This is a genomic window from Sphaerisporangium sp. NPDC049003 (genome assembly GCF_043197795.1).
Taxonomy (GTDB): Bacteria; Actinomycetota; Actinomycetes; order Streptosporangiales; family Streptosporangiaceae; genus Sphaerisporangium.
In genome coordinates this window covers 1-18,886 of sequence record NZ_JBICTU010000042.1, presented here as the reverse complement: position 1 = coordinate 18,886, position 18,886 = coordinate 1, and the positions used below count along the sequence as shown (strand labels likewise).

19 protein-coding genes are annotated in these 18,886 nt (G+C 67.7%); 13 read left to right on the top strand and 6 right to left on the bottom strand.

Features of this window, described 5'->3' with window-relative positions; all coding sequences use genetic code 11:
* Nucleotide 1 precedes the first annotated feature (1 nt).
* The 3 genes from sufU to ACGFIV_RS32710 all read left to right on the top strand — a co-directional run bounded on the left by sufU (nucleotide 2) and on the right by ACGFIV_RS32710 (nucleotide 2,879).
* A complete protein-coding gene (sufU, locus tag ACGFIV_RS32720) occupies nucleotides 2-439 on the top strand; it encodes a Fe-S cluster assembly sulfur transfer protein SufU (protein WP_358552437.1) in 438 nt (145 codons plus the stop codon).
* 64 nt (nucleotides 440-503) lie between these two features.
* A complete protein-coding gene (locus ACGFIV_RS32715) occupies nucleotides 504-866 on the top strand; it encodes a metal-sulfur cluster assembly factor (RefSeq protein WP_358552435.1) in 363 nt (120 codons plus the stop codon).
* 342 nt (nucleotides 867-1,208) lie between these two features.
* Nucleotides 1,209-2,879 carry a DEAD/DEAH box helicase gene (locus tag ACGFIV_RS32710; protein WP_392838811.1) on the top strand — a complete coding sequence of 557 codons (1,671 nt, stop codon included), beginning with the start codon at nucleotides 1,209-1,211 and terminating at the stop codon, nucleotides 2,877-2,879.
* A gap of 156 nt (nucleotides 2,880-3,035) precedes the next feature.
* Here ACGFIV_RS32710 and ACGFIV_RS32705 read toward each other — a convergent pair whose 3' ends face one another.
* Nucleotides 3,036-4,052, bottom strand: coding sequence for a LacI family DNA-binding transcriptional regulator (locus ACGFIV_RS32705; protein ID WP_392838809.1), 1,017 nt, complete (start codon nucleotides 4,050-4,052; stop codon nucleotides 3,036-3,038).
* 268 nt (nucleotides 4,053-4,320) lie between these two features.
* Here ACGFIV_RS32705 and ACGFIV_RS32700 point away from each other — a divergent pair, with 268 nt between their 5' ends.
* The 3 genes from ACGFIV_RS32700 to hisG all read left to right on the top strand — a co-directional run bounded on the left by ACGFIV_RS32700 (nucleotide 4,321) and on the right by hisG (nucleotide 8,285).
* On the top strand, nucleotides 4,321-6,807 hold the full coding sequence (locus tag ACGFIV_RS32700; protein ID WP_392838807.1) for a glycoside hydrolase family 2 protein: 2,487 nt from the start codon (nucleotides 4,321-4,323) through the stop codon (nucleotides 6,805-6,807).
* 305 nt (nucleotides 6,808-7,112) lie between these two features.
* The gene (locus ACGFIV_RS32695) at nucleotides 7,113-7,376 is read left to right on the top strand and encodes a phosphoribosyl-ATP diphosphatase (protein ID WP_248961442.1); all 264 of its coding nucleotides are present in this window, start codon (nucleotides 7,113-7,115) and stop codon (nucleotides 7,374-7,376) included.
* A gap of 63 nt (nucleotides 7,377-7,439) precedes the next feature.
* Entirely contained in the window at nucleotides 7,440-8,285 is an 846-nt protein-coding gene (gene hisG, locus ACGFIV_RS32690; protein ID WP_358552429.1) for an ATP phosphoribosyltransferase, read from the top strand.
* Nucleotides 8,286-8,318: 33 nt separating this feature from the next.
* On the opposite strand, the gene ACGFIV_RS32685 is transcribed toward hisG, so the two are convergent.
* Nucleotides 8,319-9,737 (bottom strand): oxygenase MpaB family protein, encoded by a 1,419-nt coding sequence (locus ACGFIV_RS32685; protein ID WP_392838804.1) that lies wholly within the window; start codon nucleotides 9,735-9,737, stop codon nucleotides 8,319-8,321.
* Nucleotides 9,734-10,471, bottom strand: a complete 738-nt coding sequence (gene uppS, locus ACGFIV_RS32680; protein WP_358552425.1) for a polyprenyl diphosphate synthase — start codon at nucleotides 10,469-10,471, stop codon at nucleotides 9,734-9,736. The genes ACGFIV_RS32685 and uppS overlap by 4 nt, the downstream gene beginning before the upstream one ends.
* A 208-nt stretch (nucleotides 10,472-10,679) precedes the next feature.
* Here uppS and ACGFIV_RS32675 point away from each other — a divergent pair, with 208 nt between their 5' ends.
* Nucleotides 10,680-10,823, top strand: a complete 144-nt coding sequence (locus tag ACGFIV_RS32675) for an ATP-binding cassette domain-containing protein (RefSeq protein WP_392838801.1) — start codon at nucleotides 10,680-10,682, stop codon at nucleotides 10,821-10,823.
* Between the two features lie 357 nt (nucleotides 10,824-11,180).
* Here the strand turns inward: ACGFIV_RS32675 and ACGFIV_RS32670 are convergent, their stop codons facing one another.
* Together ACGFIV_RS32670 and ACGFIV_RS32665 are read right to left on the bottom strand one after the other, a co-directional pair.
* Nucleotides 11,181-11,402 (bottom strand): DUF397 domain-containing protein, encoded by a 222-nt coding sequence (locus tag ACGFIV_RS32670; RefSeq protein WP_392838799.1) that lies wholly within the window; start codon nucleotides 11,400-11,402, stop codon nucleotides 11,181-11,183.
* Nucleotides 11,384-12,211: a Scr1 family TA system antitoxin-like transcriptional regulator gene (locus ACGFIV_RS32665; protein WP_392838797.1), complete on the bottom strand. Its 828-nt coding sequence runs from the start codon at nucleotides 12,209-12,211 to the stop codon at nucleotides 11,384-11,386. The genes ACGFIV_RS32670 and ACGFIV_RS32665 overlap by 19 nt, the downstream gene beginning before the upstream one ends.
* 392 nt (nucleotides 12,212-12,603) lie before the next feature.
* Between ACGFIV_RS32665 and ACGFIV_RS32660 the strand changes: the two genes are divergently transcribed.
* From ACGFIV_RS32660 to ACGFIV_RS32640, 5 genes are all read left to right on the top strand, one after another.
* Nucleotides 12,604-12,750 (top strand): hypothetical protein, encoded by a 147-nt coding sequence (locus ACGFIV_RS32660; protein WP_392838795.1) that lies wholly within the window; start codon nucleotides 12,604-12,606, stop codon nucleotides 12,748-12,750.
* Nucleotides 12,747-13,154: an ATP-binding protein gene (locus tag ACGFIV_RS32655; protein WP_392838793.1), complete on the top strand. Its 408-nt coding sequence runs from the start codon at nucleotides 12,747-12,749 to the stop codon at nucleotides 13,152-13,154. The genes ACGFIV_RS32660 and ACGFIV_RS32655 overlap by 4 nt, the downstream gene beginning before the upstream one ends.
* Nucleotides 13,151-13,501, top strand: a complete 351-nt coding sequence (locus ACGFIV_RS32650) for a hypothetical protein (RefSeq protein WP_392838791.1) — start codon at nucleotides 13,151-13,153, stop codon at nucleotides 13,499-13,501. The genes ACGFIV_RS32655 and ACGFIV_RS32650 overlap by 4 nt, the downstream gene beginning before the upstream one ends.
* Before the next feature lie 437 nt (nucleotides 13,502-13,938).
* Nucleotides 13,939-15,063: a radical SAM protein gene (locus ACGFIV_RS32645; protein ID WP_392838789.1), complete on the top strand. Its 1,125-nt coding sequence runs from the start codon at nucleotides 13,939-13,941 to the stop codon at nucleotides 15,061-15,063.
* Between the two features lie 230 nt (nucleotides 15,064-15,293).
* On the top strand, nucleotides 15,294-16,055 hold the full coding sequence (locus tag ACGFIV_RS32640) for a hypothetical protein (protein ID WP_392838787.1): 762 nt from the start codon (nucleotides 15,294-15,296) through the stop codon (nucleotides 16,053-16,055).
* A gap of 419 nt (nucleotides 16,056-16,474) precedes the next feature.
* On the opposite strand, the gene ACGFIV_RS32635 is transcribed toward ACGFIV_RS32640, so the two are convergent.
* Nucleotides 16,475-17,350 carry a GntR family transcriptional regulator gene (locus ACGFIV_RS32635; protein WP_392838785.1) on the bottom strand — a complete coding sequence of 292 codons (876 nt, stop codon included), beginning with the start codon at nucleotides 17,348-17,350 and terminating at the stop codon, nucleotides 16,475-16,477.
* Nucleotides 17,351-17,467: 117 nt separating this feature from the next.
* Here ACGFIV_RS32635 and ACGFIV_RS32630 point away from each other — a divergent pair.
* Nucleotides 17,468-18,886, top strand: a 1,419-nt coding sequence (locus tag ACGFIV_RS32630; RefSeq protein WP_392838783.1) for a replication initiator, incomplete at its 3' end; no start/stop codon positions are given.

Here is an 18,886-nt window from a genome sequence, read left to right as displayed (position 1 = left end):
CATGATCGCCGAGTCGCTGTACCAGGAGCTGATCCTGGAGCACTACAAGCACCCGCAGGGCCGCGGCCTGCGTGAGCCGTACGACGCCGAGGTCCACCACGTGAACCCCACGTGCGGCGACGAGGTCACGATGCGGGTGAAGCTGGGCGATGGCGGTAAGGTCGAGGACGTCTCCTACGATGGTCAAGGCTGTTCGATCAGCCAGGCCGCCGCGTCGGTGCTTCACGAGCTGACCACGGGCTCGACCGTCGAGGACTCGCTCGCGGTCGTCGACGAGTTCACCCGGCTCATGCAGGGCCGGGGCCAGGTGGAGGCCGACGAGGACGTGCTGGGGGACGCGGTCGCGTTCGCCGGAGTGGCCAAGTATCCAGCCAGGGTCAAGTGCGCCCTGCTGGCCTGGATGGCCTACAAGGACGCGGTGGTGAGGAGCTCAGCGTGAGCGAGCGTGTCGATGTGGACGGCGGCCGGTGGGCGGCCGGAGTGGCGAGAGGCAAGGAGGCGGCGTGAGCAAGCCTGTGGAGACCCCCACCGGGTTCGACGGTGATACGACGCTGGAAGAGGTCCTCGAAGCCCTCAAGGACGTCGTGGACCCCGAGCTGGGAATCAACGTGGTTGACCTCGGCTTGGTGTATGGTGTGAACCTTGACGCCGGAGATTCTGGCGCGGCGCCGGTCGCGACCCTCGACATGACGCTGACCAGCGCGGCCTGCCCGCTGACCGATGTCATCGAGGAGCAGGCGCACTCCGCTCTGGAGGGCATGGTCTCCGACGTTAAGATCAATTGGGTCTGGCTTCCCCCGTGGGGGCCTGACAAGATCACTGACGAGGGGCGCGAGCAGCTTCGCATGCTCGGCTTCAACGTCTGATCATCGAATGTCCCGGTCATCACCGGGACGAGGTTCCGCCCGCCGGGTTCTGCGTGTGACGTTCAACGGGCGTCTCTCCCGGCCCCTGCTCGACTGTGGTACGGCCGCGTCCGGCGCTTGACCGCCAGACGGTGGCCGCACCTGCTTGATCGCGGCCCGACCAGGTTGGGTTAGACTCCTTGTCGCCCATGATGAGTGGTGCTCGCGTGTCGCGATGAAACGCACCACTCGGCGTCCCCCCGGACGCCCATGTGTTCGAGTACGGCGCATGCCGTACGCCCCGGCTCGTCCTTTCGCAGAAGTGACGTGCCATGTCTCTTCGATCGAAAGGCACGACAAATCGTGACCAGCATTAACGCCGCCATGCCCGCCAACGCCCTGACCGGCGCCGGGCACGATGAGGCGGCGCCGACCGCGCTGCCGGACCAGGCGGTGTCCGGAAAGACCGGCTCCGTGACCGCGGCTCCCGCCGGCTCCTCCGGGGTGACGACGGGTGAGACCCCCGCCGGCCCGTCGGAGTTCACCCTTCTCGGCCTTCCCAAGCCCCTGGTGACCGGCCTCGCCCGCCAGGGCATCGCCAGCCCCTTCCCCATCCAGCGGGCCACCATCCCCGACATCCTGTCGGGCCGCCACGTGCTCGGCCGGGGCCAGACCGGCTCGGGCAAGACCCTGGCGTTCGGCCTGCCGACCATGGCGCTCGTCGCCGGCACCAAGGCGGCCCCGCGCCGCCCGCTCGCCGTCGTCCTGGTCCCCACCCGCGAGCTCGCCATGCAGGTGACCGACGCTCTTGAGCCCCTCGGCCGCGGCCTCGCCCTGCGCCTGAAGACCGTCGTGGGCGGCATGTCCATGGGCAGGCAGATCGAGGCCCTGCGACGCGGCGTCGAGATCGTCGTCGCCACCCCCGGGCGGCTCACCGACCTCATCCAGCAGGGCGAGTGCTCGCTGGAGGACGTCCGGGTGACCGTGATCGACGAGGCCGACCACATGTGCGACCTCGGCTTCTTCCCCGTGGTCAGCGCGCTGCTGGAGCAGACCCCCGCGGACAGCCAGCGCCTGCTGTTCTCCGCGACCCTGGACGGCGACGTCGACAAGCTCGTCCGCCGCTTCCTCAAGGACCCGGTGACGCACTCGCTGGAGCCCGCCACCTCGTCGGTCGTCACGATGGAGCACCATGTGCTCCAGGTGACCCGCGACGACAAGTTCGCCATCACCGCCGAGATCGCCAACCGCGAGGGCCGCACGATCATGTTCGTGCGCACCCAGCACGGGGTTGACCGGCTGGTCAAGCAGCTCGCCCGGGTCGGCGTCCGCGCCGGAGGCCTGCACGGCGGCAAGCGCCAGAACCAGCGCACCCGCATCCTGGCGGAGTTCCGCGAGGGCACCATCGGCGTGCTGGTCTGCACCGACGTCGCCGCCCGCGGTATCCACGTGGATGACGTCAGCCTGGTCCTGCACGTGGACCCGCCCATGGACCACAAGAGCTACCTGCACCGTGGCGGCCGTACGGCCCGCGCCGGTGAGCGCGGCACGGTCCTGACGCTCGTGCTGCCGAACGAGCGCCGCTCCACCGAGTCGATGACCCGCAGGGCCGGCGTCGAGCCGTTCCGCCTCAAGGCCACGCCGGGCCACCCGCGCCTGGCCGAGGTGGCGGGCGCCCAGCAGCCGAGCGGCGTGGAGATCCCCGTGTGGGAGCCCGCAGCCCCGGCCGCCAAGCGTCCCCGCCGCGAGGGCGGCGGCCACGGCGGCGGCGACCGCCGCCCGCGCCGGTTCCACGACCGTCCCCGCGAGGACGGCGAGCGCCGTGACGGCGGCCTGCAGGGCCAGCGTCCGGCGGAGGGCTACCGCTCGGGGACGCGCGGCGGCGAGACCCGCGGCGACGGCCGTCCCGAGCGTCGTCCGGAGAACCGCGGCGAGTTCCGCGGCTCGCCCGGCACGCGCGGCTCGGGCTTCCGCGGCGGTCGCTCGGGCACGGGCTCGTCCGACCGCTCCGGCGGTCGCGGCTACGGCCGCTGATCTTCCCGGGGAACCGCTCCGCGTTCCCCGGCCTTCCCGAGGCGGGGACGTGGCCGGTGAGACCGGCTGATCGATGAAGAAGGCCCAGGACGGCATGGCGCCGGCCTGGGCCTTCGTCATGCGACCGTGTGGCCGTATGTCAGGACAGACGATGATCTAGGCGGGTGGGGGAGCGGTGCTGCCGCGAGGGGTCAGGCGGGCCGCCCGGTCCTCGAACCCGGCCACCGGGCCGCCCTCGATCAGCGACAGCAGCCGCTGGGCGGCGTGCCCCCCGTACGCCGGGATGTCGCGGGTCAGCGCGGTCAGCGGCGGCCGGACCACCTGCGACAGCGGCGAGTCGTCCCAGGCGACGATCGACAGGTCGCCGGGCACGTCGAGGCGCATCTCCTGGGCGACCGACAGCCCCGCCACCGCCATGATGTCGTTGTCGTACACCACGGCGGTGGGCCGGGAGGCCGAGCTGAGCAGCCGCCTGGTCGCGCGGGCCCCCTCCTCGCCGGTGTAGTCGGTGTGCACGGTGACGGCCTCCGGCAGGCCGAGCTCCGCGCAGGCCGCGCCGAAGGCCTGGTCGCGGAGCACGGTGTGCACGAGCTTCGGCAGGCCGGCCACCCGGGCGATGCGGCGGTGGCCGAGCGCCGCGAGGTACTCGACGGTCTCGCGGACGGCCGCGCCGTCGTCCGACCAGACGGGAACCAGCGACCCCGACTCCGAGGGGTGGCCGAGCACCACCACCGGCATGCCGAGCGCCTCCATCTCGCTCACGCGCGGGTCCGCGAAGTGCAGGTCGACCAGGATGGCGCCGTCGATGCGGCCCTCGCCCCACCAGCGGCGGTAGACCGCCATCTCCTCGTCGTGGTCGGTGACCACCTGGAGCATCAGGGCGTACGACCGGGCGGACAGCTCGCCCTCGATGCCGCTGATCAGCTCCATGAAGAACGGCTCGACGCCGAGGAAGCGGGCGGGGCGGCACAGGGCGAGCCCCACGGTGTTGGCCCTGGCGCCGTTGAGCGCCCGGGCGGCGCTGTTGGGCCGCCAGCCGATCTCGTCGGCGATGGCCAGGATGCGGGCCCGCGTGGACGCCGAAACCCCGGGCTGGCCGTTCAGGGCGTACGAGACCGCGCCTTTGGAGACGCCCGCCTGCCTGGCGATGTCAGCGATCGTCGGTCGCTTCACAGGGCCCCCTCGCTGAACCGGTCTAGACCAAGCGCGACTGTCCGTACCTTACTATGCCGCCGCGCCGGGGTAATTCCTCAAGGCCGCCCCGCCGCCGGGAATGGGCGATGCGCGGAGCTGAACCGACGCAGGACGGTGAGTCAAGGATCGGACACGACGTCAACGCGCCGTTGACACCCTTGACATACCGGCCGTAGTTTCACGTTACTTATCCGGTTCAGCGCCTCGCTCCGTCCGCCCTCAAGGGCTGACCTCAAAGGAGGAACACGTGAGCATGTACCGTCCGCTGCACGACGGCTGGACCCTGACCGCCGTATCGGACGAGGTGGACATCGCCGGCATCCCGGCCACCGTCCCCGGCTGCGTGCACACCGACCTGCTCGCGGCCGGTCTCATCGACGATCCCTACCTGGACGACAACGAGAGCCGGCTCACCTGGATCGGCCGCACCACCTGGGCGTACGAGACGTCCTTCACCTGGCACGCGAGCGAGGGCGCCGGAGCCGGCGGTGAGGCGGACCGGGCCGACCTGGTCTGCGACGGCCTGGACACCGTGGCGACCGTGATCCTCAACGGCGCCGAGGTGGCGGCCACGGCGAACATGCACCGGTTCTACCGCTTTCCCGTGCGCGACCTGCTGCGCGAGGGCGAGAACACGCTCCAGGTGCGGTTCGGCTCGCCGTACGCCTACGCCGCGCGGCGGAAGGAGGAGCTCGGCGACCTGCCCGGCGCCTACGACGAGCCCTACCAGTTCATCCGCAAGATGGCCTGCAACTTCGGCTGGGACTGGGGGCCCACCCTGGTCACCTCGGGCATCTGGCGGCCCATCGGCCTGCACGCCTGGAGCGGCGCCCGCCTGTCCGCCGTCCGCCCGCTGGTGACGCTCGACGGGCGCGAGGGCCGCGTGGAGGTGCACGTCACGGTGGAGCGCTCCTCCGAGGTCCCCGTGGTCGTGACCGCGTCCGTCGCGGGCGCGGACGCCGAGGTACGGCTCGCGCCGGGGGAGCGTGAGGCCGTACTGGAGCTGACCGTGCCCGAGCCGGACCTGTGGTGGCCCCGCGGGTACGGCGGGCAGCCGCTGTACGCGCTGGCCGTGCGCCTGAGCGAGGCCGACGGCGCGGCCCCGGCCGACGGCGGGGCGCCGGGCGGCGGCGGGGCGCCGGGCGGCGGCGCGATCCTGGACGAGTGGACCAGGGACATCGGGTTCCGGTCGGTCCGGCTCGACCGCGAGGACGACGCCTTCACGATCGTCGTCAACGACGCGCCGGTGTTCGTCAGGGGCGCCAACTGGATCCCCGACGACTGCTTCCCCTCGCGGATCACCCCCGAGCGCCTCGCCCAGCGGCTCGGGCAGGCGTGCGAGGCGAACCTGAACCTGCTGCGGATCTGGGGCGGCGGCCTTTACGAGAGCACCGGCTTCTACGACCTGTGCGACCGGCTCGGGCTGCTGGTCTGGCAGGACTTCCCCTTCGCCTGCGCGGCCTACCCCGAGGAGGAGCCGTTCGCCTCGGAGGTCGAGGCGGAGGCGCGTGACGCGATCGTGCGCCTGGCGCCCCATCCGAGCCTGGTGCTGTGGAACGGCAACAACGAGAACATCGAGGGATTCTCCGACTGGGGCTGGCGCGACAAGCTCGACGGGCGGACGTGGGGCGCCGGGTTCTACTACGACCTGCTGCCCCGGGTGGTCGCCGAGCTGGACCCGACGCGGCCCTACTGGGCCGGCAGCCCGTACTCCGGCGAGCCCGGCCTGCCGCCCAACGACCCCGCCCGCGGCACCGTCCACATCTGGGACGTGTGGAACCGTGAGGACTACCTCCGCTACGGGGCCTACCGTCCGCGGTTCGTCGCGGAGTTCGGTTTCCAGGGGCCGCCCGCCTACGCCACGCTGCGCCGCGCGCTCGGGGACGAGCCGCTGACCCCCGGCTCTCCCGGCGTGCTGCACCACCAGAAGGCCGCCGACGGCAACGCCAAGCTGCTGCGCGGCCTCGGCGACCACCTTCCCGCGCCCGCCACGTTCGACGACTGGCACTACCTGACGCAGCTCAACCAGGCCCGCGCCATGGCTTTCGGCATCGAGCGCTTCCGCTCGCTCGCGCCGTACTGCATGGGCACGATCGTCTGGCAGCTCAACGACTGCTGGCCGGTGATCTCGTGGGCGGCGGTCGACGGCGACGCCCGCCGCAAACCCCTGTGGTACGCGCTGCGCCGCGTCTACGCCGACCGGCTGCTGACCATCCAGGACGCAACGGTGGTCGTGGTCAACGACGGTCCCGAGGACTGGACGGGCGAGCTGACGGTGACCCGGCGCGACCTGACCGGGAAGCCGCTGGCCGAACGGACGTTCCCGATGACCGTCCCCGCGCGCGGCACGCTGCCCGTACCGCTGCCCGGCGCGCTCACGACGGCCGCCGACCCCGCCGAGGAGGTGCTGACGGCGAAGCTCGGCGAGCACGGTGCCCTGCGGTTCTTCGCCGAGGATCCCGAGATGGCCTTCCCCGAGGCCGAGTACGACGTGGAGACCGAGCCCGTGCCCGGCGGCGTGCGGGTGACCGTGACCGCGCGGACGCTGGTGCGGGAGCTGGCGCTGTTCCCCGACCGGCTCGACCCGGCCGCCGAGGTGGACGACATGCTGGTCACCCTGCTTCCGGGTTCGGCCGCCACGTTCCTCGTACGGGCTCCGGGGGAGCTGGACCCCGTCGCGCTGACCTCCTACCCGGTGCTGCGCTGCGTCAACGAGAGGCGGCAGGTTCCGTGAACGGCCCGTGGCGCCCGATGCCCACCTGGTCGCATATGATGCGCTGAACCGTTTAAGCAACGCGTTCAACGGTCTCCCGGATCCCGTCGCATCTCCTGACAGGGCCGGTATCGCAAAACCCCCGCACCACCTTCCAGATCGGCCGGCGCGCCGCGGACGTACCGGGTGGCCCCAAGGGTCCTGCGTCGCGGCACGGAGCCACGCCGGAGTGCCCCGGCCTGATCAGGCGAAGTGGGCGGTTAGCACGTCTTCCACCCGTGGACGACTACTCTTGACGGGGCAGGCACACCGACGTGAGAGAGATCATGAAGACCTTCGAAGAGCTGTTCGCCGAGCTTTCGGACAAGGCGCGCACCCGCCCCGCGGGGTCGGGCACCGTCGCGGCCCTGGACGCCGGCGTCCATGCCATCGGCAAGAAGGTCGTGGAGGAGGCCGCCGAGAGCTGGATGGCGGCCGAGCACGAGTCCACCGACCGGGCGGCGGAGGAGATCTCCCAGCTCCTCTACCACGTGCAGGTTCTCATGATCGCCCGGGGCATCGGGCTCGACGAGGTCTACAAGCATCTGTAGGCCGGTCCCACCGGCCTGCGCGATCGACCTCGTCCTCTCCGATCCGAAGGATTCCTCCAAGCCATGCTCCGCCTCGCCGTACCCAACAAGGGGGCCCTCACAGAGGCCGCCCAGACCATACTCAAGGAAGCGGGCTACCGCCCGCGCAGGGACTCCAAGGAGCTCGTGGTCGTCGACCCCGACAACTCCTGCGAGCTGTTCTTCCTGCGTCCCCGCGACATCGCCGTCTACGTCGGTGAGGGCACGCTGGACGTCGGCATCACCGGGCTCGACATGCTCCTCGACTCCGGCGCCCCCGCCGAGGAGATCATGCCGCTGGGGTTCGGCGTCTCCACCTTCCGCTTCGCCGCGGGCGCCGGCAGGTTCTCCACGGTCAAGGACCTTGAGGGCATGCGCATCGCCACCTCCTACGCGGGCCTGCTCGGCAAGTACCTCGCCGAGATGGGCGTGGAGGCCAGGGTGATCAAGCTCGACGGCGCGGTGGAGACCGCGATCCGCCTCGGCGTCGCCGACGCGGTGGCCGACGTCGTGGAGACCGGCACCACCCTGCGCAACGTCGGCCTCGAGGTCTTCGGCGAACCGATCGCCCACTCCCAGGCCGCTCTGATCAAGCAGGTGGGGGCCGTGGAGACCAACGGGGTCCAGCAGCTGGTCCGGCGGTTGCAGGGCGTGCTGGTCGCCCGCGACTACGTCATGATCGACTACGACATCCGCGCCGAGCGCATCGACGAGGCCATCGCGCTCACGCCGGGCATGGAGGGACCCACGGTCTCCCCGCTGCACCGCGAGGGCTGGGTCGCCGTCCGCGCCATGGTCCCCCGCAAGGGCCACCAGCAGGTCATGGACCAGCTCTGGGAGATCGGCGCCAAGGCGGTCCTCGCGACCGCCATCTTCGCCTGCCGCATCTGACCCTCCGCGCTGACAGCGCGGCCCTGGCCGAACCTACGACAGGAGGGAGTCGTAGGCGACCGAGTGCCGCTGCCCGGACATGAAGAACAGGAACTGCCTGACGAAAGCGCTCCGCGAATAGCTGTCGCCCCCACCGGTCAGGTCGCGGTGGAAGGCGGTGCGGAACAACGTCTGATACTCCCGGGCGTCGATCGTCTCGTCGTCGTCCACGTCGGTGACATCGAACAGCACGTCGGCGATCTTGACCAGTCCGGAGCTGGGTAGAGAGGCGGCTGAGGCGGCGTATTCCTGCCGTGTGACGCGCCCGTCGCCGTCGGTGTCGAGATTGGTCTGCAACTCCCGCCACCAGCCGGCGTAGGCCTTGTAAAGCCGATCCTCGTCCTGTTCGTCCAGGTCGAGGCGAGTGGCGATCTCTCTCGCCATGGCGGCCAGGTCGGGCCAGGCGATGTGGCCGTCGCCGGTCTGGTCAAGGACCTCGGCGAAGAACCGGTCAGCCGAGCGTGTCACCTGATCGACCTCGTCGGGAGCCGGGGTGATGAGCCTCAGCATGGCCGCGGCCTGGCCGGCCTTGCGGCGTATGTTCTCCCACGGTCCGGAACCACCGGTGCGGTCGGGATCCAGCAGGCTCATGAAAGAGCCGACGTTCATCCAGCCGTTGGGAAGCAGGCGGGTGGCGAGTCCGGTGGTCAAGTAGGCCCCGTGCATGAGCGCCCGCGCCCCTGGGAGGTCAGGCAGGGCGACACGCCGGCAGAAGGATTCCGGCAGCGAGGCGATGGTGATCGCGGCGGCCACGGGGCCTGCCACGGCCCGGCCCGCGGCCCACACCGCGGGATGGCCGCGCAGCAGGGGCGGCGCCGGCACGTCGGCGAAGAGCCGGTAGAGGATGACGCGTACCGCTTCGGTGTTCTCCAGGTGATGGTTCACCATGTCGTCGTAGTAGGGCCAGAACTCCTGCGCCGTCGCCGGGAGCTGGTCGCTGTCGCCCCCTTCGAGCAGGGCGAGTAGCGTCCGGAACTCGGTGTAGAGCCGTTCCACCGCGGGCGCGGCCAGCGACTCACCGCTCAGCCGATACATCGTCACAGCAGACTCGAACAGAGTCGCGATCACCCAGGCGCGGGCTTCGGCGTCCATCGCGTCGTAGTGGCGGTCTTGCGGGTCGGTGCCCGAGATGCGGGCGTGCAGGCGGTTGAGGCGAGCCGCCTCCCGGCTGCGAACGTGCCGGTCCGGGTCGATCATCCGCTGTGTGCTCGCCAAGGTGTTGCGCAGGCGCCGCCACGGATGCGTCACGAACGTCGAGTTGTTGATCAACGCCGTGCCGATCTGCGGGTGCGCGGCCTCCAGAACCGTGGCGCGGGTGACCGCCAGGCCCCAGCGGGCCTCGTTGACGAGGCGGCGCAGCATCGAGTCGGGCCCGAAGACGTCGACGGTCTCCTGTGCGGTGGTCTGGTTCATCGAAGTTCCTCTTCCGTGGTGGTGGCCGACTGGCTGACATCGCCGAATCGGCGCTGGCGCCGCCGGTAGGCGTCGAGGCATTCCCACAGGTGGGTCGCGCGAAAGTCGGGCCACAGCACCTGCGGGAAGACCCATTCGGCGTAGGCCACCTGCCAGAGCATGAAGTTGGAGATCCGTTGCTCTCCGGAGGTACGGATGACGAGGTCGACATCCGGCGTGTCGGAGAAGGGGAGATGCCTGGCGAAAGTGGACTCGCTGACCTGCTCGGCGGGTACGGCGGCGCGGATCAGCGAACGGGCGGCCTCCACGATGTCGCGACGTCCCCCGTGGTCGAAGGCGATCGTCAGCGTCATCCGCCTGTTGTCACTGGTGAGCGTCATGAGATCGGCTATGTCCTGAGCCAGCGGTGGAGGGATCCGCGGATCGGCCACGCCCAGGAACCTGCACCGGACACCTCGTGCGTGCAAAGCCGGCGCGTGCTTGCGGATGGTCCGGCGCACGAGCCTCATCAAGGTGTCGACCTCGCCTGGCGGCCTCCGCCAGTTCTCGGTCGAGAAGGCGTACAGGCTCAGCCACTTGATGCCGGCCGAGTGTGCCGCCTCGATGACGTCGATCACCGCGGCCTCCGCGGCCTCGTGGCCCGCGGTGCGCGGGAGCGATCGCTGCGCGGCCCAGCGTCCGTTCCCATCCATCACACAAGCCACGTGACGCGGCGGTCTGCTGATGATTTCCATAACGAAGCGTGACTCTAGCATTACGAGGAGTATTGTCGAGGGTTGAAGTCCATACCGGCAGATTCCGGCGGAGTACCCGGTGCCGTGGGTCCTGCGGGGCCCAAGGGGCCGCCAAGGGCCCAGGGCCGGGGGTGGATGACAAATGTCATCGTCAACGGCGGATTCGCGGCACTGAGGGTCTTGCGCGGCTTTCCCTACCGTTGGGGACATGAACGCCATAGCGCTTGCCGACGTGAGCAAGAGTTACGGTGAGGTGCGCGCCGTGAACGGCCTGAGCCTCACGATGGAGCCAGGGCGCACCGTCGCCCTCCTCGGCCCGAACGGGGCGGGCAAGCCGGACGAAGGATTGTGACACTCTTGCAATGAGATGAGCCGGGTTATCCACTTAGCGCAACTCGTCCGCCTGGCCGTCCCGTATGCCGTCATCCCGCCCGTCAGGGAAGCGGGCCAGGGGGCAGGGGTACAGGTGGAGCACCCTACTGTCTGACCGACCTGTGCCCCTGCCCCCTGGTCTGCTTGGCTTTGCCCGGGGTGACGGCAGGAGGGACGGACGGGCTTCCACAGCAACCCGTTACGGCCTTTCGGCAACTGCGTCGCCGCCCCGGAGCCGGACTCCCCCGCCGGAGGCGTTTAAGCAGTAGAGGTAACGCCCGACCGCCGAAGCGACCGGGCGCACATGGTTCTAACGCGGGAGTTGACTGCCTGCTCGTCAGGCGAACCGTCCCGCCTTCACGCTGCCGAGAAAAGCGGACCATTCCCCCGGAGCGAAGACGAGAACCGGCCCGGTCGGGTCCTTGCTGTCACGGACAGCGACAGCTCCGGGAAGATTGCTAGCGACCTCCACGCAGTTTCCGCCACTGTCGCCGCTGCGGGAACTCTTCTTCCACGCGGCAACGGAGAGATCGATGTTGCTCAGGTCTCGTTCTTCCATTGGTCTCTTGCTTCCTTGATCATCTCTAGCGACTGACCAGGACGGTACGCCTCAGCTCGTATCCTGTCATACCTGTCCCAAACGACGGCCACCAGATCATGTTCGGCTGATACCTCGCCTGCTCCGGCCGACTCTACGGAGACAGCGGTTGGGGCGTCCGGTAGTTCGGCAAGAGCGAATCCCGACATCAGGCCAGCGGTACATGGAGTGTCGTGCGGCACGAGCTGGATCTTCACGTTGTGACGGCCGGCCACGGTGGCGAGGTGGTCTAGCTGCTCGTGCATGACCGTCTGACTTCCGATGGGGCGGCGAAGCACCCACTCGTCCAAGAGCACCCATAAGCCGGGAGGGTTGTCTCTTTCAAGGATCGCTTGGCGTGCCATGCGGGCGCTGACCTGTCGTTCTACCTCCTGTTGTGAAGTCGCTAGCCCTCCTCGGAAGACGGCATGTGCGTAACTCTCGGTCTGTAGTAGTCCGGGGACCAGAAGCGGATCCCAGCTTCTAAGTACCCGTGCGCGTGGTTCGATCTCGTCGGACCATCTGAGGAACCAGCGGGGACCGGCTGGCGAGGTGATGTTCCGGCAGAGGCGGGCGAAGAGGTCGCCAGTGCTGAATACCTCGTCGCACCGCGCCGCGAAGTCGGTCTTTGGGGTCCGGCTGCCCACTTCGATGTGTCCCACGAGCGATGACGAGACTCCTAGGTGTGCTCCAAGCCGTACTTGCGAGAGACCTGCTTCCTTGCGGACCCGCGCTAGTTCACGGCCGAAGCGTTGACCTGGTGTTAGGCGCGGATCGAGATCGTTGGCCATGCGCTCACCCCATGTGTTCGTCGTGACGTGATGACTGCACTTACAGATCGATGACAAGCCGCTACGGCTGTGGGGGGTTTCCGTCTGTTGTTTGTCGATGGCTCCTGCCTACAACTCCAGCTTAACTATTGGCACTCTGGATTCCCAAGGCCCTTTCCCCGGTCAGGCGATTACGGCAAAACGACAGATTGCCCGGCTGTTGGAGCCAATATGACAGGGCGAAATCCGGACGTCTGCGACGTTCCGGAAAGGGAGGTGATCTCATGAGCGCTCGGAATCCTAAGGCAGTGCAGGAGGAGCAGTACCTTCACCTGGTCCGGCTGGCGTGGGATCTGCGGCAACGAGGTCTGGGTACGGCTGTGAATCTTCCGCGTGCTGAGGAGCCGAGTCTGATGGTTCCTCGGGCCGCTGAGCCGCTCCGGATTCGGGCGCTGCTACACGACGGAACGTGGCTGTTCACCTGGGGGCGGAGCAAGGCCAGCCAGGTGCGGGCGCTAGCCAACGACGCGGCCGACCGTATCGAGGAGGCGGCGAAGTGAAGACCCTGGGACTTCTCAGCAACCTAGACCTCCTGGGCGAGCCGGAGTCGGCGGCGAAGGCTCGGGCGCACGTGCGGCAAGTCCTTCGCGACATCGACGGGGTGGAGGTGGAGACGGCTGAACTGCTGGTGAGTGAACTGGTGGCGAACACCATTCAGCACTCGATGTCGGGGTATCGGCCGGATGGCGTGGTGAGGCTGTACGTGAGCGCGACTCGTCGGGTTCTGCATGTCGATGTGATCGATCAGGGTCCGGTGGACGGCGTTCCGCAGATTCCCGTGAAGGTGGACGCGCTGAGCGAGTGTGGCCGTGGGCTGTGGCTGGTGGGCGCGCTGTCCTCGGCTTGGGGATGGGCGGCGGACCATGCCGGGCAGACCGTGTGGTTCGAACTGGCCAGATCATGACTACTCGCGGACCCTTCAATCTTTCGGCAACGCCCGTGCCGGTGATCCGGGTTCGCCTGATCGCCTACCAACTGGAGTCGCGCGCCAGCGTGGTTGAGGCGTGGGGCGTTGAGGCCCTGGATGCGGTGTCCGGGCTTTCGGCATATGAGGTCGCTCGGGGGTTGTGCCGGGACTTCGCCTCGGAGCATCGCGGCCGTTGGGTGCGGGTCTCGACATGGGACCTGAGCGTGTTCCTGCGTGGCCTGCTGCTGCCCGAACGTCCCTCGACCCGGCTGGCCTGGCTGCAAAGCCTGGATGACGAGCACGTTCGGCCCCATTGCCAGGTTGTTCGTCCTCCGGACAGATAGATCCCTACAACAAGAAAGGCACTTCATTGGTACGCAGATACTTCCCTTCCTACGCTGCGGGCGTTCTGACGGTTGCCGCTGTCATGGGCGTATGGGAGTTCTATTCCCTTCCGCTCATCGCCGGGTCTGGGGCCGGGAGTCTCATCCTCGGCGGCCTGTTCATGTCGCTACGGAAGAACGGGAGGAAGGAAAGGGGCTGACCGCTCGGGGGTAGTCGACTCGCGGAGTCTGCGGCAGGGGCAGCGTATTAGCCCCTGCCGGTCACCCGTCTCTGACGGCGTATCTTGGCACTGTGAGAGGCTTTTTTGCTGCGCTTAATTCGGTAGTAATCCCTCAAGTCGGTTTCGTGCTTTCGCTTTGAAGTCTCGTCATATTGAGATGGTGGGGTTACTATCGGCTGACAAGCAGAACAGAGGGCGAGTCAAAGGAGAGGCGAAATGGCTGGAACGCACAAGCTCATCGTGAGTCCGTATCTCGGGGAGTACGTGGTACTCCAGCCTGGCAGCGAAGGGGGAATCAAGATCTCAGAGAGCAAGTACCAAGAACTTCGCCACGCCTCCCTCGCGCCTTCATGGTTCACCAGCGCAGTCCGCACTTTCTGGGGTGCCGACATCGGCGAAGGCCCGTTAACGGATACCGTGCTGGTCAAGCCGGAATCACCGTACGGATACGTCCGTGCGACCTATGAGTTGAACCTGGGGTGCAACTACGACTGCGAGCACTGTTACCTCGGGCTCAAGAGGTTTTCGGGGCTCTCTTGGCCAGAGAGGGAGAAGCTGCTCTATATCCTTCGGGATGCTGGTGTTCTCTGGCTTCAGCTTACGGGCGGCGAGCCGATGATCGACCGGCTTTTCCCTGAGGTCTACGGCCTGGCCTACGAGCTTGGGATGATGCTGACGATCCTGTCGAACGGGTCTCGGCTGGCGAACCCGGGAGTGCTGGAACTCCTGACCAATTGTCGGCCGCACGACATCACGTTGAGCATGTACGGTGCGACGGAAGAGAGTTACGACGGCTTGACTCGGCGCCGGGGGTCTTACCGTCTCTTCATCAAAGGGTTGGCGGCGGCACGTGAGGCGAGCCTACCGCTTCGGCTCAGTCTGATCGTGACGAACCGAAACGAGCACGAATTGGGCCTTATGCAGGCTATGGCGGACGAGTGGGGAATCCCGCATAACTCCTTCGTCAACATGTCCCCAACGATCTACGGAGGAGCTGAGACGCTCCCTTCTCAGTCCGCCGATCATTTACGCAAACGAAAGGTGTTCACGGGCTGCAACGCCGGGCACACCTTTTTCCACGTCGATCCGCACGGCATGGCGAGTATCTGCAAGATCGGCCGCGATCCCCAGATCCCTCTCATAGAGGAGGGCGTAGATGGGTTGGCGAGGCTCGGTGCCATCGCTGACTCGCTGCTGCTACGCCAAGGCGGGTGTACCGGCTGCACCCTAAGCGGCTCATGCGGAACTTGCATGCCCCTGGTCACCCTTTACCGAAAAGCCAAATCACCCCTTCAGAACTACTGCCAGCATCGTGAAAGAGAGGAGGTGAATCAACAATGACAGCCGTTTACGTTGAGATCGGCGGAAAGCCCGCCGACAGACCAGAGGTCGAGTTCATCACGGACTTAGACTCGCTAGTCGGTCCCAACAAGTGCTCATGCTCGGTCGGTGATGATCAGCCGTACTAGAGTCTGAGGTCATCAGGGCCGCCCTACCATGTCGGTGGGGTGGCCCTTCGGCATGAGAGGACAACCATGGGCGTCGTACGGGTGCATTGGGATGATCTCCCGGTGGAGACCAGGGCCGCTGTCGAGAAGCACACGGGCTCGGTCAGGTCGTCGCGAACCGTGTCCGAAGGGCTGAACTCTGCGGTTGCCGCGATACTGCACACCCCCTCAGGGAGGGTGTTCGTCAAGGGCCTGCATCGTGACTACCCGCGCCGGTGGGCTCAGGACATGGAGGCGATGATCAATCCTCATGTCGTCGGGCTCTCGCCTCGCCTGCTGTGGCGGGTGGAAGGCGAGTGGGACGTACTCGGCTTCGAGGTCGTGGAGGGTCGGCATGCCGACTACCAACCCGGATCGCCAGACGTCGCGTTGCTGGCGGGCACGATGACGGAGCTTGGGGAAATCGTCTGCCCGGACCTGCCGGTAAAGGTCGCCGAAGATCGATGGGGTGGTTATGTGGACGGTCCCGGAGAGTCGGAGTGCTTCAAGGGAGATCGCCTGCTGCACACCGACTACAACCCGCTGAATGTCTTTATGGCGGACGGTAGAGCGTTGCTCATTGACTGGGCATGGCCAACCAGAGGGGCGGGCTGGATCGACCCCGCCTGCCTCATCGTGCGTCTCATGGCAGCAGGACACACGGCAGAGGAAGCGGAATCCGTCGTTGCAGACGTGCCAGCTTGGAGACGTGCCCCCCAGGAAGCTATAGACATCTTCGCTCGGGCGAACACGCGGGTATGGGATGAGATCGCGGGCAACGCCTCCGCTTCATGGGTCGAGCGGATGAGCTGTGCCGCGCATGCATGGCTGAAGCACCGAAGCTGACCGGATAGCCCGAACAGACGAACTTGGGCGGGGATTGTTTCGGCAGTGTGCGGGTGGATGGGCTGCGGTGAGTTGCCGGGGTGAGCGGCGTGGCCGGCGGAATGCCGTAGGCACCCCTTGGGGCGACCGTGAGGGAGTTCGGCCGGCGACGGCGCGGCGGGAAGTTGATCTTGGACTGTTCCGCGGCTGAACGCTAAATGATCTTGACCTGTCCGCCATGAGGGTGGCGTGGGTGGCAGTGCTCCGGGGTGCGGCGGGTTCGGTTGGTGCGGCGGGCGGCCGGTGCGGCGGTGCGGCCCGGAGCTGCCGCCGCCGGGACCGGCCCCCAGGCCGCATGCCCGGCGTGCGGCAGGGCGACAGGGCCGGGTGCGGCGGCGCGGAGCGCTGCCGCCTTGAACCAGTAAAGAAACTTTGAGCCGTTATATGACTAGTGCTATGCCTTCGTCCGCTAGTTCCTCGGGGGTGAACAGGGCGTTGGGGTCGTCGGCTATTTCTGCGCCGTGGGCGATCTCGTATCGGTTGGCGGCTGCTTTGACTTCGGTGACCTCTAGCGGGTGGCCTTGGTCGTCGGTCATGGTGCGGCGGATGATCAGGATGGCTTCGGCGTAGGCCATGCCGAGTGTGGTTCGTTCGTCTTCGTAGGCGATGCGGGCGGTGGTGAGGGTGACCCATCGGAGCGGGCCTTTGTCGCGTTGAAGCTGCTCGTAGAAGAGCTTGGTCCGCTTGCGGTACTGGTGGTAGCGCTTCTGGTCGTCCCAGTCGGGTACGAGGTCGGCGTTGGTGTAGCTGTTGATCTCGAAGCGGGGTGAGTAGCCCTGGCTCCATGTGGCGTGTCGGTGGATGACGGGGTGCCCGTTGCGGACGCCTAGCATGATCGCGATGTCGCGGTTGGCTGCGATCTTGTGGTCGTCGTAGGGCAGGGGGCCGCCGTCGCGTTGGGCGTCGCGGTGGAAGGTCTCCCATCCGACTTTGCCGAATGGTCTGATCTCGGGGTGGTAGGCGGGGCAGGCGAGGTCGGGCCGGTCCTGGTTGGTGATCAGGATCACCTCGCGTTCGGGGGCGGGCCGGACGAATGATCCTCGGCCGCGCATGACGTAGATCAGTCCTTCGGTGACCAGGGTGTCGATGGCCTTGCGGACGGTGGGGCGGGACACCCCGTGCTTCCGGGTGAGTTCGGGTTCGCTTGGCAACGGGCCGCCGGGTGGGTATCGGCCGTCCAGGATGGCGGCGCGTAGCTCGGCGGCGATCACGCGCCACCGGACGTCTTTGTCTTCGGTCCTGTCTTCGGTCTCCATGGGAACCTTCCCCTCGCATCATCCGTCCTACTACTTGTACTACAGGTTGCATAGACTGTCGATGTCGGCCAGGATGTACTACAGGTTGTGGTGACGAGTGGTGGGAGGTGGTTGGTCATGAGCAAGGGAGAACAGATCAGCGACAACGCGGAGCGACAGGGACGGCAGGGAGTACCGGAGTGGATGGCCGAACTCGTTTCGGTGGTCAACGATCCGGGGTTTGAGCGGTGGCGGTCGATGGTGGCCGCGACGGGCGGGTGTGCGAATCCGATCCATCTGGCCGGGGAGTCGATGGTGCTGGATTCGGCAACCGGTGAGGTGCTGCACACCTACGACACGTCGGCCGAACCTTCGGGGTATCTGCTGGTCGCCTGCGGCAACCGGCGCTCGTCGGTCTGCCTGTCGTGTTCGGAGGTCTACCGGGCTGATACCTTCCAGCTCATCCGGGCGGGCCTGTCGGGGGGTAAGGGCGTGCCCGGCAGTGTGAGCGCGCATCCTCGGGTGTTCGCCACGCTCACCGCCCCGTCGTTCGGGCCGGTGCATACCCGGCGGGAGAAGAACGGGCGGGTGCGGGCGTGTCGTCCACGTGCCCGCGACAAGGTGTGTGAGCACGGCCGCCCGGTCGGCTGCCACGAGCCGCACGACCCGCGTGATGAACGGCTGGGGCAACCGCTGTGCGTGGAGTGTTACGACTATGCCGGGGCGGTGCTGTGGCAGTCGCATGCGGGGGTGCTGTGGCACCGGTTCACCTTGGCCATGCGTCAAGAGCTGGCGGCGCTCACGGGCATGAGCCGACGCGCGTTCAACAGCCGGGTTCGGGTGTCGTTCGCGAAGGTTGCCGAATACCAGCGGCGGGGCCTGGTGCACTTTCACGCGGTGATCCGGCTGGATGGTCCGGACGGGGCTGGCGAGCCTCCGCCGGACTGGGCTGATGTGCGGCTGCTGGTCGCGGCGATCCCGGCGGCGGCCTCTGGGGTGGAGGTGGACACCCCGGAAAGCGCCCTGGGGGTGCGGCGGCTGGTGTGGGGTGATCAGCTCGATATCCGGCCGATCATTCTGGGCACGACGTTGGAGGGGGTGAACGAGACGGCGGTGGCGGGTTACATCGCCAAGTACGCGACCAAGGGCGCGGAGGCGTCGGGGACGGTGGACTACCGGCTGTCGTGCGGGCCGTGTAAGGGGTCGGGTCGTACCGGGAAGCTGCGCGGGGTGTGCGGGCGGTGCGCTGGCACGGGGCTGAAGCCGGGGCTTCACCTGGATCTGTTACCGGTGACCGAGCATGCCCGGCGGATGATCCGGGTGTGCTGGGAGCTTGGGGCGCGGCGGGAGTTCGTCGATCTGCGGCTGCGGCCGTGGGCGCACATGCTCGGGTTCCGGGGGCACTTCTCCACTAAGAGCCGTCGCTACTCGACCACGCTGGGGGATCTTCGCGGGGCGCGGGGTGTCGCCGGCCAGGCTTATGGGACCACCGAGGGTGGTTTTCTGCCACGAGCATGGGACCACCCGGTTGCCAGTGATGGGACCACCCCGCGTGTC